Here is an 11,823-nt window from a genome sequence, read left to right as displayed (position 1 = left end):
TGCTCGGTGAGATTCCGTGGGCATGGCATGACTATCAGGCAAGTTCTGCCAGTTTTACGGAGGTTAAGGACTGCGAAGTCAAAATCGTTAACAGACGGTGAGTATATTCAACCGCATCACGCCCCAAGGGTGTGAGGTAGCCACCATCTACTTGGGTGATTAGATCTTTTTCGTACAGACGCTTTGCAGCCGCAATTGCTTTGAGATCAGCATTTTGATGGATCTTCAGACCCTCTTGGGTACTGTCCAAACTAAACAGTGCAAGGATTTCCAGTTCGGCAACCAACTCAGGGGTAAACGACATAAAAACTCCAGACTATGCAGGAAAAGACGACAACTGCTCTAAGGTGATCTCACTCGCACCGACTGTCCAGTGACAGTTCCTACCTTTGCAAAGCAGCATGCCGTGCCTGCCTCGCGTTATTGCTCTGACGAGGCAATGGGAGTGTAGCTGCAGTCTTCAATTACGCGCGCGAACGAATGAACACCTGTCGCTGACGAGAAACGAAGGCTGCGATCAATGTATCTGGGACACCCGAATGCCTGATTAACGACGGCTGCACAGCCGATCGCAGCCTTCGTTCCTCGTCAGCGACTACGCACGACCTCCGGCAACCGCGCTTTCAGTTATATAAACATTCTTAAATAGTATTTTTAAGAATAATCGCGCCTCACTACTATTGCTTCCAAGCCAGCACCTCAGTCGGCACCCAACATTTTCAGGAGCACACCATGAGCGCATCTCTGCGTAGCGTTGACGGTCAGGACGAAGCCACCATTCTGCGGGAAATCCAGAGCGCGCTACGAGACCTGCGCTTTGGTGCCGTGGAAATCACTGTGCACAACGCACAAGTGGTTCAGATCGAACGTAAAGAAAAATTCCGTCTGCAGAACCCAAGCCAAAAAAATAACTGATTCGCCTAAAGCGCACTCGCCTGGGTGCGCCCATAAAAACTAGAAAAGCTTTGGAGCCTCACCTATGTCCCTACGCCGTTACGCTTTGGCCGCGCTGGCCAGTGCCATTTTTGCTGGCTCCGCTGTAGCCAAAGATTACGAACTACTCAACGTTTCGTACGATCCGACCCGCGAGCTGTACCAGGATTACAACGCCGAGTTCACCCACTTCTGGAAACAAAGCCACCCGGGCGACAACGTCAAAATCCAGCAATCTCACGGCGGCTCGGGCAAACAGGCTCGCGGCGTGATCGATGGTTTGCGCGCAGACGTCGTGACCTTGGCCTTGGCCGGTGACATCGACGAAATCGCCAAACTGAACAAAGGCTCGCTGCCGGAAAACTGGCAAACTCGCCTACCGGACGCCAGCACCCCGTACACCTCAACCATCGTGTTCCTGGTGCGCAAAGGCAACCCTAAAGGCATCAAGGACTGGGCTGATCTGGTCAAGAAAGACGTTTCGGTGATTACCCCGAATCCAAAAACCAGCGGCGGCGCACGCTGGAACTTCCTCGCGGCCTACGCCTACGGCCTGAAAGCCAACGGCGGCGACGAAACCAAAGCCAAAGCGTACGTAAAAGAATTGTTCCAACACGTCCCGGTGCTGGACACCGGTGCACGCGGCTCGACCATTACCTTCGTCAACAACGGTCAGGGTGACGTGTTGCTGGCCTGGGAAAACGAAGCGTTCCTGGCACTCAAAGAAGACGGCGGCACTGACAAGTTCGATATCGTCGTGCCTTCGCTGTCGATTCTGGCTGAGCCACCGGTCGCCGTCGTCGACAAAAATGCTGAGAAAAAAGGCAACGCCGAGATCGCCAAGGCGTACCTCGAACACCTGTATAGCCCGGCGGGTCAGGAGATCGCAGCCAAGAACTTCTACCGTCCGCGTGACAAGGATGTTGCCGCTAAATACGCCAAACAATTTCCGAAGCTGGAGCTTGTCACTATCGACAAAGACTTCGGCGGCTGGAAAACTGCGCAGCCGAAATTTTTCAATGACGGTGGCGTGTTCGACCAGATCTACCAGGCGCAATAACCTGTGGGGCGCGACGTGAAGTCGCGCTTAAAGCTAGAACATAGAGCCCGCGACTGAGTTGCGGGCTTCGTGCGTTAACCAAGGACTCTTATGTCACGTCGTATCTCCCCCGTCATACCCGGCTTCGGGCTGACGCTGGGCTACACCTTGGTGTACCTCAGCCTCATCGTGCTTATACCGCTGGCAGCCATGTTCGTGCATGCCGCCCAACTCACCTGGGACCAGTTCTGGGCCATCATCACCGCTCCTCGGGTGTTGGCTGCGCTCAAGCTAAGCTTTGGTACCGCTTTCGTCGCCGCCATCATCAATGGCGTCATCGGCACTGTTCTGGCCTGGGTTCTGGTGCGTTACACCTTCCCCGGCCGCAAGATCATCGACGCGATGATCGACCTGCCATTCGCCCTGCCGACCGCCGTGGCCGGTATCGCATTGACCACGTTGTACGCCCCTAACGGCTGGATCGGCCAATTCGCCACCGACCTGGGTTTTAAAATCGCTTACACCCCGATGGGTATCACCCTGGCACTGACGTTCGTCACCCTGCCGTTCGTGGTGCGTACCGTGCAGCCCGTGCTGGCTGACATCCCGCGTGAAGTCGAAGAGGCCGCGGCCTGCCTGGGCGCCAAGCCATTGCAAGTGTTCCGCTACATCCTGGTGCCGGCCTTGCTGCCCGCCTGGCTGACCGGTTTTGCGTTGGCCTTCGCCCGTGGTGTCGGCGAATACGGCTCGGTGATTTTCATCGCCGGTAACATGCCGATGAAAACCGAGATTTTGCCGCTGCTGATCATGGTCAAGCTCGACCAGTACGACTACACCGGCGCGACCGCCATTGGCGTGATGATGCTGGTGGTTTCCTTCATTTTGCTGCTGATCATTAACTTGATTCAGCGCCGCATCGAAACCCCATCCTGAAGGAGGCCAGCGCATGTCCAGTTCAACAGTAAGCGCGGCTTCTGCCGCCAACGACGCCCGCCGTGGCAGCCCGGGCTCACGCCGGGTACTGATCGCTCTCGGCTGGCTGTTCTTCACAGTCTTCCTGCTGCTGCCACTGCTGATCGTGGTGTCGCAAGGCCTGAAGCTCGGCTTCGGTGCATTCTTTGACGCGATTCTTGAGCCTGACGCCTTGTCGGCCCTCAAGCTGACCATCATCGCCGTGGTCATTTCGGTGCCGCTCAACCTGCTGTTCGGCGTCAGCGCCGCATGGTGCGTGAGTAAATACAGCTTTCGGGGCAAAAGTATCCTGGTCACCCTGATCGACCTGCCGTTTTCGGTTTCGCCCGTGATTGCCGGTCTGGTCTACGTGCTGATGTTCGGCGCGCAAGGCTTCTTCGGCGAATGGCTGCAAGACCACGACATCCAGATCGTCTTCGCCTTGCCGGGGATCGTGCTGGCCACCATCTTCGTCACCGTGCCCTTCGTGGCCCGTGAACTGATCCCGCTGATGCAAGAGCAGGGCACCCAGGAAGAAGAAGCCGCACGCCTGCTGGGTGCCAACGGCTGGCAGATGTTCTGGCACGTGACTGTGCCCAACATCAAATGGGGCCTGATCTACGGCGTTGTGTTGTGTACGGCGCGGGCGATGGGCGAATTTGGCGCGGTGTCGGTGGTTTCCGGGCACATTCGCGGGGTGACCAACACCCTGCCGCTGCACGTCGAAATCCTCTACAACGAATACAACCACGTCGCCGCCTTCGCTGTGGCCACCCTGTTGCTGATCCTGGCGCTCTTCATCTTGCTGCTCAAGCAGTGGAGCGAATCCCGTATTAACCGCCTGCGCGCCAGCGCCGCGGAGGAATAAACCATGTCGATCGAAGTCCGTAACGTCAGCAAGAACTTCAACGCCTTCAAGGCACTGAACAGCATCAATCTGGACATTCAAAGCGGCGAGCTGGTGGCCCTGCTCGGCCCGTCGGGCTGTGGCAAAACCACGTTGTTGCGCATCATCGCGGGTCTTGAAACCCCCGATCAGGGCAATATCGTGTTCCACGGCGAAGACGTCTCGGGGCATGACGTGCGCGATCGCAACGTCGGTTTCGTGTTCCAGCATTACGCGCTGTTCCGCCACATGACGGTATTCGACAACGTGGCGTTCGGCCTGCGCATGAAGCCCAAGGGCGAGCGCCCGAACGAGACCCGCATCGCTGAAAAAGTCCACGAACTGCTGAACATGGTTCAGTTGGACTGGCTCTCCGACCGCTACCCCGAACAGCTCTCTGGCGGTCAGCGCCAGCGTATCGCCCTGGCCCGCGCCTTGGCGGTCGAACCCAAAGTGCTGCTGCTCGACGAACCGTTCGGCGCCCTCGACGCCAAGGTGCGTAAAGAACTGCGGCGCTGGCTCGCACGCCTGCACGAAGACATCAACCTGACCTCCGTCTTCGTGACCCACGACCAAGAAGAAGCGATGGAAGTCGCTGACCGCATCGTGGTCATGAACAAAGGCGTGATCGAGCAAATCGGTTCACCGGGGCAAGTCTACGAAAACCCGGCCAGCGATTTCGTGTACCACTTCCTGGGCGACTCCAACCGCCTGCACATCGGCGAAGACCAGCACGTGCTGTTCCGTCCGCACGAAGTATCGTTGTCGCGTCACGAACTCGAAGACCACCATGCCGCGCAAGTACGCGACATCCGCCCGCTGGGTGCGACCACCCGGGTGACGTTGAAGGTTGAAGGTCAAAACGAGCTGATCGAAGTGGAAGTGGTCAAAGACCACGACAGCCTGGCCGAGCTGGCCCGTGGCGAGACGTTGTTCTTTAAGCCGAAGGTGTGGCAGAAGGCTTAAAAACGCCCTGACCAGAGGGTTGTAGTCGCTGACGAGGTACGAAGGCTGCGATGCGGTTTGCATCGCAGCCTCATGCTTCGTCAGCGACTACAGGGTTTTCGCAAGGCTTTAAGGCTTTTTCAGCTTCGGATTAGGAAAGAACTGCACCGCCTGGACTTTCGGGTCCGGTGCTTTTTTCAGCGCTGAAGTATTGACCCGCGTACCCAATTCCTTGGGCACCGACAGGCCTTGCTCGTTCAGCGTGTCGGAGTAGCCACACGCCACGCATTCGCGGTGCGGCACTTCGTCTTCGTTCCACATCATCAACTTGTCAGGCTCGCTGCACGCCGGGCAAACAGCCCCGGCGATAAAGCGTTTTTTTGTCACGTTTACCGGTGCATCACTCATGCTGCCGCGTCCTCGGTCAGACCGCTGTGGCGCAAGAGGGCGTCAATCGACGGCTCACGGCCACGGAAGTCCTTGAACAGTTCCATCGGTGCCAGCGAGCCACCCCGCGCCAGAATCGCCTGACGAAATGCCTTGCCGGTTTGCGGGTTGAACACGCCTTCTTCTTCGAAGCGCGAGAAGGCATCTGCCGACAACACTTCAGCCCATTTGTAGCTGTAGTAACCCGCCGCATAACCGCCCGCAAAAATGTGCGCGAAGCTATTCGGGAATCGGTTATAGGCAGGAGGACGCATCACCGACACTTCGTCACGAATGCCATCCAGCACCTGCGCCACACTGCGGCCATCGCCGTGAGTGGCGTGCAGTTCGAAGTCAAACAGCGAGAACTCCAGCTGGCGAACCATCATCAGCCCGGACTGGAAGTTCTTGGCTGCCAGCATTTTATCCAGCAGGTCTGTAGGCAGTGCTTCGCCGGTTTCGTAGTGCCTGGAAATCAGTGCCAGACCTTCCGGCTCCCAGCACCAGTTTTCCATGAACTGGCTTGGCAACTCGACCGCATCCCACGCCACGCCGTTGATACCGGACACGCCTGCGTGTTCGATTTCAGTCAGCATGTGGTGCAGGCCGTGGCCGAATTCGTGGAACAGGGTCGTTACTTCGTCGTGGGTCAGCAGCGCAGGCTGGCCCGAAACGGCTGGCGTGAAGTTACACACCAGGTTGGCCACCGGGCTCTGCAACACACCGGCTGCTGTGCGGCGACGGTCGCGCGCGCCGTCCATCCATGCACCCCCCCGCTTGTTGGCGCGGGCATACAGGTCAAAGAAGAAGCGCCCGATGTGCTGGCCGTTTTCCTTGATTTCGAACAGGCGAACATCCGGGTGCCACGTGTCGAAACCTTTGATTTCAGCAATCTCGATCCCGTACAGGCGATGCACGATGGCAAACAAGCCCTCCAGCACGGTGTCGATCGGGAAGTAGGCGCGCAGTGCTTCCTGAGACACGCTGTAACGCTGCTCGCGCAGTTTCTCGCCGAAGAAGCCGGTGTCCCAGCTTTTCAGTTCCGGGCAGCCTTGCTCGCTGGCATAGGCTTGCAATTGCTCAAGGTCGCGGGCTGCGAATGGCTTGGTGCGCTTGGCCAGATCCCGCAGGAAGGTCAGCACCTGATCCGGCGTTTCAGCCATTTTGGTGGCCAGGCTCAGCTCGGCAAAGCTGCCGAAACCCAAGAGTTGGGCAAGCTCTTGGCGCAGGTCGAGGATTTGCTCCATCACCGGGCCGTTATCGAACTTACCGGCATTTGGGCCTTGGTCCGACGCACGGGTGCAATACGCGGCGTAGACTTCTTCGCGCAGGGCGCGGTCTTCGGCGTAGGTCATGACCGGGTAATAGCTTGGGAATTCGAGCGAGATCAACCAGCCATCCAGACCTTTGGCCTGTGCAGCAGCGGCCATTTGCGCCTTGGCCGAGTCTGTCAGGCCCGCCAGCGCGGCTTCGTCGGTAATGTGCTTGGTCCAGGCCTGGGTCGCGTCCAGCAACTGGTTAGAGAACTTGCTGCCCAGCTCCGAGAGTTTGCTCTGCACTTGCGCGTAGCGCTTCTGCTCGGCTTCTGGCAGATCAATGCCCGACAAGCGGAAATCGCGCAGCGAGTGCTCAAGAATGGTTTTTTGCGCTTGGTCAAAGTCAGCCACTTGCGGGCTGTGCGCCAGGGCTTCGAAGGCCTGGAACAACTCGCGGTTCTGGCCCATCTCAGTGGAGTAGGCGCTCAACGCAGGCAAGCACGCCTCGTAGGCGTCACGCAGTTCACTGCTGTTGCACACGGCGTTAAGGTGGCTGACCGGGCTCCAGGCCGCGCCCAGACGGTCGTTCAACTCATCCATCGCCAGCACCAGACCGGCCCATGTCGGGTTCTGGCCCTGGTCCGCGAGGATCTTTTGAATGCCAGCGCGGTTGTCAGCGAGGATCTGCTCGATGGCCGGCTGTACGTGCTCAGGACGGATCGCCGAGAACGGCGGCAGGTCGTAGGGCTGCAATAGAGGGTTGTTCTCGCTCACGTTTGGCACCTTGGCTGGAAGAAACATTGGGCCATCTTAATTACAATCGACGCTCTGCGCAGCACTCAGCCCCGCTATTACTGCTAAAGAAGGAAGCTATTTGTGTCCATCCGTCCGTTCCAGCAGCACACACCCTTATTGGGCGCACGCGCCTTTGTCGATCGTTCGGCGGTCGTGATTGGCGATGTCGAGATTGGGGCCGACAGTTCTATCTGGCCATTGACCGTGATTCGCGGCGACATGCACCGCATCCGCATCGGTGCGCGCACCAGCGTGCAAGACGGCTGCGTGCTGCACATCACCCATGCCGGGCCATTCAACCCCGAGGGTTTCCCGCTGCTGATCGGCGATGACGTGACCATCGCCCACAAAGTCATGCTGCATGGTTGCAGCGTAGGCAGCCGCATCTTGATCGGCATGGGCAGCATCGTGATGGACGGCGCTGTGATTGAAGACGACGTGATCGTCGGCGCAGGCAGCCTGGTGCCACCGGGCAAGCGGCTGGTCAGCGGTTTTTTGTATGTCGGCAGCCCGGTCAAACAAGTGCGCGAACTGACTGAAAAAGAGAAAGCCTTTTTCACCTACAGCGCCGGCAACTACGTAAAACTCAAAGACCAGCACATGGCCGAAGGCTACGACCTGCCCCTTTAAGCCGCCTATTTTGGAGCCTGCATGAAATACCAGAACGTATTATTCGACCTCGACGGCACCCTGACCGACCCGCGCGAGGGCATCACCCGTTCAATCCAGTACAGCCTGAGCAAAATGGGCATCGATGAGCCTGACCTGCGCAAACTCGAACACTTCATCGGCCCGCCCTTGCTGCAAGCCTTTATGGAGTTTTATTCGTTCAGCGAAGCCCAGGCGTGGGAGGCCGTGGGCTTTTACCGCGAGCGTTTTTCGGTGACTGGCCTGTACGAAAACCGCGTATTTGACGGCGTCACGCCGCTGCTTGAAGCACTGGTCGGGCAGGACCGCCAGCTGTATATCGCCACCTCAAAGCCGCAGATTTACGCCCGTGAAATCGCCCGACATTTTGACTTCGCCAAGCACTTTAAGGTGATTTACGGCAGCGAACTGGACGGCACGCGCACCAACAAGGTCGAACTGATTGCACACCTGATGGCAGAGGAAAGATTGGACCCGACGCAGACCGTGATGATCGGCGACCGCAAGCACGACCTCATCGGCGCCAGCGAAAATGGCCTAGATGCAGCGGCAGTGGGCTATGGCTTTGGCAGCTTCGAAGAGCTGAACTCGCATGCGCCCACGTACCACTTTGAGACGTTGGATGAGCTGCACCAAGCATTCAGATAACACCAAAACTGTAGGAGCGAGCTTGCCTCGCGATCTTTTAGAAGATCAAAAGATCGCGAGGCAAGCTCGCTCCTACAAGATCGGCGCACTCAGCCGCGCGTCTATCTCGCGCTGCAAATCGCCGCGCCAGCCCAGCAAAAAACCCAACTCCACCACCACAAACAATGGCCCCACGATCAGGCCGGTCACGTCGTCGATAAACGCCGGTTTTCGCCCTTCGTAGTAATGCCCGACAAACTGAATCACCCAGCCGAGCACAAACAGCCCAACTCCCCAGCTCAACCACGCCCCCGTACTCAAGGCCGCCAACGTGTGCCCCAGCCATACGGCCAAGCCCAGCAAAACGGTCATCACTAAACCCAGGCGCACTTCAAGGCGCAGGTAAAACACGGCACTGGCGATCATCACTAAAACGGCAGGCGAGATACCCGCCCATTGCGGCCGCGATAACAGCACGGCCACGGCAATGACAATCAGCGGGATGCCCACAAAGTGGGTGACGATATTGCGCTTATCGCGGTGATAAGCGGCGTATTGGCTCAGATGGTCGATCAGGCTTTTCATGGCGCAAGCTCTTTGCGGGGGACAATGAGCTGAGTGTAATACGCCCTAGTGGGAGCTGCCGCAGATCTACGGCGCGTGCACCCGTAGCAGCTGCCAAGCTTGCGAGGCTGCGTCCGGCTGCGTAGCAGTCGTAAAATCAAGCACTGTGGTGGGTCAGTTAAACCCTGCACTTAGGGTTTACGATCGCTTCGCAATCGGACGTAGCCTCGCAGGCTCGACAACTGCTACGAAATCGACTTTCTGCACGAGACAGGTGTATCAGCAGGCAATAAACGCCAGCGGCAAATCCCGAATCTGCTCGCGCACCGGCGGCTGATAGGGCCCTTCACGGGTCAATTCATGCAACAGCTCTTCACGCAGTTGATGAAACTCAAAACTGCTGCGATGACGCGGATGGGGCAGGTCGATGTTGACCACTTGCTTGATCCGCCCGGGGCGCGGTTCCAGCACTACCACGCGGTCAGCCAGAAAAATCGCCTCTTCGACGTCATGCGTCACCAACACGGTGGTGATTTTGGCCCGCTCGCGAATCGCCAGCAGCTCGTCCTGCATTTGCTGGCGGGTCAGGGCATCCAGCGCCCCGAACGGCTCGTCCAGCAGCAAAATCCGTGGGCTGGCCACCAGCCCGCGAGCGATCGCCACGCGCTGCGCCATACCGCCGGACAGTTGATGCGGAAACGCCCGGGCGAAGTCTTTCAAGCCCACCAGTTCAATAAACGCCGCGACCCGCTGCTGACGCTCGGCCGCAGTCAGCGGTTCATTCACCAGCCCCAGGCCAATGTTGTCTTCAACGCTCAACCACGGGAACAGACGGTGTTCCTGAAACACGATCCCACGCTCGCTGCCGACGCCGTTGACGGCCTTGCCATCCACTTCAATCGAGCCGCGAAACTCAGTGTCGAGCCCCACCAGCAAACGCAGCAAGGTCGACTTGCCACAGCCGCTGGAACCGACAATGGCGACAAACTCACCTTCCGCAATCTGCAAATTGAAATCGCGTATGGCTTCCAGTTCCAGGCCGTCCACTTCGAAGGATTTACCGACCTGATTAAAACTGACGATAGGTGCGTTCATGCATTTCTCCAGCGGGTTGCGCGGGTTTCAAGGCGTTGGCCAATCAGGTTCAGCAGGGCGCCGGTCAGGCCCACCAGCAGCATGCCGCTGAGGATGGTGTCCATGCGCAGCAGTTGTTGGGCGCCGATCATCAGGCTGCCGATGCCACCATTGGACGGCATAAAGTATTCCGCACCGATGGTGCCCAGCCAGGCGTAGATCAGGCTCAGGCGCAGCCCGGCGAAGATCCCCGGCGCGGCGCCCGGCAACACCAGCAGGCGCAAGCGTTGCCACAAACTCAGGCGCATCACCTGCGCCGCTTCACGCAACTGCGGCGAAAGGTTGGCCACACTGCGTTGGGTGGCAATAAACAGCGGGAAAAAAGCGGCCAGGGCGACGAAAACCCACTTCGACAACTCGCCCAGGCCAAACCATGCCGTGAGTAACGGTACCCACGCAAAAATCGCAATCTGGCGCAGCGCCGACAGGCTCGGCCCCAACAACCGTTCGCAGGTCGGCGACAACCCCAGCACCACGCCACCGACAAAACCCAAACCGCCGCCCAGCAACAAACCACCCAAGGTGCGCTTGAGGCTCAAAGCCATCGCCGTCGGCAAGCTGCCATCAACCAGACCGCTCCAGGTGCTGTGCACCACTGCCCACGGGCTCAATAGAATCTGCGGGTCGACCCACGCTTGCGTCACCGCGACTTGCCACAGCGCCAGCAGAAACAGCGGCAACCACCCTGATTGCAGACGCTGCCAGCCGGTCGAACGCGGGCCACGGGTCAATTGCGCGGTCGCCGCATGCGGCCAATGCACCAGTTTTTGATCCAGCCAGCCAATGCCGCGATCCATCGAGACGCCGATCACGCCAATCACCACGATGCACACAAACACAATATCGAGCATGAACAACTGCCGCGCATAGACCATCAAGTAGCCGATACCTTCGCTGGAGGCCAGCAACTCCACGGCCAGCAACGAGGTCCAGCCAGCCGCCAGCGCCAGACGCAAACCGGCCATAAAACCGGGCAGGGCGGCAGGCACGATCAGTCGGCGAACTTTAAGGTGCAGCGGCAAGCGCAGCACCTGCGCGGCTTCACGCAACTTGGGCTGAGCATCGCGCACCGCAACCAGCGTGTGCAACGTGATGGGCACCACAATCGCCTTGATCAGCACCACCAGCTTGAGCACTTCACCGATGCCAAAAAACACCATGAACAGCGGGATCCAGGCCAAGGTTGGGACTTGCGCCAGTGCGCTGAAGGTCGGTAAAACCAGCCGTTCCGCCGCACGGCTCAAACCCAGCGTGGCGCCCAGCACCGCGCCTATACCGACGCCGACCAGCAAACCAAAGAACAGACGTTGCAGGCTGATCGCCAAATGCCCCCACAGCTCACCCGCGCCCAACTCCAGCGCGCTTTGCCAGACCAGCGAAGGCGGCGGCAAAATCTGCTCGCTCATCCATTGCTCGCGAGCGGCCAACCACCATAGAAAAAAAAGGCCTATCGGCAATAACCACGGCAGTGCGCGCTGACTGACGTTAGGTAACCAGGCCTTCACACCCAACGCTGGGTCAGTCAAAGGCAAATTGAGCAGCGAAGCTTTAGCCATCGCAGACCTCCGTTGTCGGTTGTGCGGGCGCAACCAAACGTTCTATTTATATTCCCGTTTGAT

Annotated in this window: 13 protein-coding genes; 7 read left to right on the top strand and 6 right to left on the bottom strand. The window is 58.6% G+C overall.

The genetic code is table 11. The features are described from left to right. Window positions 1-34 precede the first annotated feature (34 nt). Window positions 35-304 (bottom strand): TIGR02647 family protein, encoded by a 270-nt coding sequence (locus RHM56_RS23430; protein ID WP_322236510.1) that lies wholly within the window; start codon window positions 302-304, stop codon window positions 35-37. A 428-nt stretch (window positions 305-732) separates the two neighbouring features. Here RHM56_RS23430 and oscA point away from each other — a divergent pair, with 428 nt between their 5' ends. The 5 genes from oscA to RHM56_RS23405 all read left to right on the top strand — a co-directional run bounded on the left by oscA (window position 733) and on the right by RHM56_RS23405 (window position 4,775). After that, window positions 733-915, top strand: coding sequence for a sulfur starvation response protein OscA (gene oscA, locus RHM56_RS23425; protein ID WP_019411821.1), 183 nt, complete (start codon window positions 733-735; stop codon window positions 913-915). Window positions 916-979: 64 nt separating this feature from the next. Next, the gene (locus tag RHM56_RS23420; RefSeq protein ID WP_322236507.1) at window positions 980-1,993 is read left to right on the top strand and encodes a sulfate ABC transporter substrate-binding protein; all 1,014 of its coding nucleotides are present in this window, start codon (window positions 980-982) and stop codon (window positions 1,991-1,993) included. Between the two features lie 90 nt (window positions 1,994-2,083). Continuing rightward, the gene (cysT, locus tag RHM56_RS23415) at window positions 2,084-2,905 is read left to right on the top strand and encodes a sulfate ABC transporter permease subunit CysT (protein ID WP_322236505.1); all 822 of its coding nucleotides are present in this window, start codon (window positions 2,084-2,086) and stop codon (window positions 2,903-2,905) included. A 13-nt stretch (window positions 2,906-2,918) separates the two neighbouring features. After that, complete coding sequence (gene cysW, locus RHM56_RS23410; protein ID WP_322236503.1) at window positions 2,919-3,791, top strand: sulfate ABC transporter permease subunit CysW; 873 nt, start codon at window positions 2,919-2,921, stop codon at window positions 3,789-3,791. 3 nt (window positions 3,792-3,794) lie between these two features. Continuing rightward, complete coding sequence (locus RHM56_RS23405; protein ID WP_322236502.1) at window positions 3,795-4,775, top strand: sulfate ABC transporter ATP-binding protein; 981 nt, start codon at window positions 3,795-3,797, stop codon at window positions 4,773-4,775. Window positions 4,776-4,883: 108 nt separating this feature from the next. Here RHM56_RS23405 and RHM56_RS23400 read toward each other — a convergent pair whose 3' ends face one another. Both RHM56_RS23400 and prlC read right to left on the bottom strand, forming a co-directional pair. Next, window positions 4,884-5,162, bottom strand: a complete 279-nt coding sequence (locus RHM56_RS23400; protein WP_095027602.1) for a YheV family putative zinc ribbon protein — start codon at window positions 5,160-5,162, stop codon at window positions 4,884-4,886. After that, on the bottom strand, window positions 5,159-7,237 hold the full coding sequence (gene prlC / locus RHM56_RS23395; RefSeq protein WP_322236499.1) for an oligopeptidase A: 2,079 nt from the start codon (window positions 7,235-7,237) through the stop codon (window positions 5,159-5,161). Before prlC ends, RHM56_RS23400 begins: the two co-directional genes overlap by 4 nt. 75 nt (window positions 7,238-7,312) lie before the next feature. Here prlC and RHM56_RS23390 point away from each other — a divergent pair, with 75 nt between their 5' ends. Next, the gene (locus RHM56_RS23390; protein ID WP_322236497.1) at window positions 7,313-7,861 is read left to right on the top strand and encodes a gamma carbonic anhydrase family protein; all 549 of its coding nucleotides are present in this window, start codon (window positions 7,313-7,315) and stop codon (window positions 7,859-7,861) included. 21 nt (window positions 7,862-7,882) lie between these two features. Continuing rightward, window positions 7,883-8,527, top strand: a complete 645-nt coding sequence (locus tag RHM56_RS23385) for an HAD family hydrolase (RefSeq protein WP_322236494.1) — start codon at window positions 7,883-7,885, stop codon at window positions 8,525-8,527. 72 nt (window positions 8,528-8,599) lie between these two features. Here the strand turns inward: RHM56_RS23385 and RHM56_RS23380 are convergent, their stop codons facing one another. The 3 genes from RHM56_RS23380 to RHM56_RS23370 all read right to left on the bottom strand — a co-directional run bounded on the left by RHM56_RS23380 (window position 8,600) and on the right by RHM56_RS23370 (window position 11,760). Further along, window positions 8,600-9,091 carry a DUF962 domain-containing protein gene (locus RHM56_RS23380; protein ID WP_322236492.1) on the bottom strand — a complete coding sequence of 164 codons (492 nt, stop codon included), beginning with the start codon at window positions 9,089-9,091 and terminating at the stop codon, window positions 8,600-8,602. A gap of 258 nt (window positions 9,092-9,349) precedes the next feature. Next, complete coding sequence (locus RHM56_RS23375; RefSeq protein ID WP_322236490.1) at window positions 9,350-10,165, bottom strand: ABC transporter ATP-binding protein; 816 nt, start codon at window positions 10,163-10,165, stop codon at window positions 9,350-9,352. Beyond that, on the bottom strand, window positions 10,162-11,760 hold the full coding sequence (locus RHM56_RS23370) for an ABC transporter permease (RefSeq protein WP_322236489.1): 1,599 nt from the start codon (window positions 11,758-11,760) through the stop codon (window positions 10,162-10,164). The genes RHM56_RS23375 and RHM56_RS23370 overlap by 4 nt, the downstream gene beginning before the upstream one ends. Window positions 11,761-11,823 lie beyond the last annotated feature (63 nt).

The sequence above is a fragment of the Pseudomonas sp. CCC3.1 genome, assembly GCF_034347405.1.
Taxonomy (GTDB): Bacteria; Pseudomonadota; Gammaproteobacteria; order Pseudomonadales; family Pseudomonadaceae; genus Aquipseudomonas.
Note: the sequence above shows the minus strand (reverse complement) of the source record. Positions and strands in the feature narration are given on the sequence as shown.

Excerpts from the sequence above, each read along its gene's own strand:
- RHM56_RS23380 (WP_322236492.1), bottom strand. The coding sequence starts at position 9,091 with ATGAAAAGCCTGATCGACCATCTGAGCCAATACGCCGCTTATCACCGC.
- RHM56_RS23420 (WP_322236507.1), top strand. The coding sequence starts at position 980 with ATGTCCCTACGCCGTTACGCTTTGGCCGCGCTGGCCAGTGCCATTTTT.
- oscA (WP_019411821.1), top strand. The coding sequence starts at position 733 with ATGAGCGCATCTCTGCGTAGCGTTGACGGTCAGGACGAAGCCACCATT.
- RHM56_RS23375 (WP_322236490.1), bottom strand. The coding sequence starts at position 10,165 with ATGAACGCACCTATCGTCAGTTTTAATCAGGTCGGTAAATCCTTCGAA.
- cysW (WP_322236503.1), top strand. The coding sequence starts at position 2,919 with ATGTCCAGTTCAACAGTAAGCGCGGCTTCTGCCGCCAACGACGCCCGC.
- RHM56_RS23400 (WP_095027602.1), bottom strand. The coding sequence starts at position 5,162 with ATGAGTGATGCACCGGTAAACGTGACAAAAAAACGCTTTATCGCCGGG.
- RHM56_RS23385 (WP_322236494.1), top strand. The coding sequence starts at position 7,883 with ATGAAATACCAGAACGTATTATTCGACCTCGACGGCACCCTGACCGAC.
- cysT (WP_322236505.1), top strand. The coding sequence starts at position 2,084 with ATGTCACGTCGTATCTCCCCCGTCATACCCGGCTTCGGGCTGACGCTG.
- RHM56_RS23405 (WP_322236502.1), top strand. The coding sequence starts at position 3,795 with ATGTCGATCGAAGTCCGTAACGTCAGCAAGAACTTCAACGCCTTCAAG.
- RHM56_RS23370 (WP_322236489.1), bottom strand. The coding sequence starts at position 11,760 with ATGGCTAAAGCTTCGCTGCTCAATTTGCCTTTGACTGACCCAGCGTTG.
- prlC (WP_322236499.1), bottom strand. The coding sequence starts at position 7,237 with ATGTTTCTTCCAGCCAAGGTGCCAAACGTGAGCGAGAACAACCCTCTA.
- RHM56_RS23430 (WP_322236510.1), bottom strand. The coding sequence starts at position 304 with ATGTCGTTTACCCCTGAGTTGGTTGCCGAACTGGAAATCCTTGCACTG.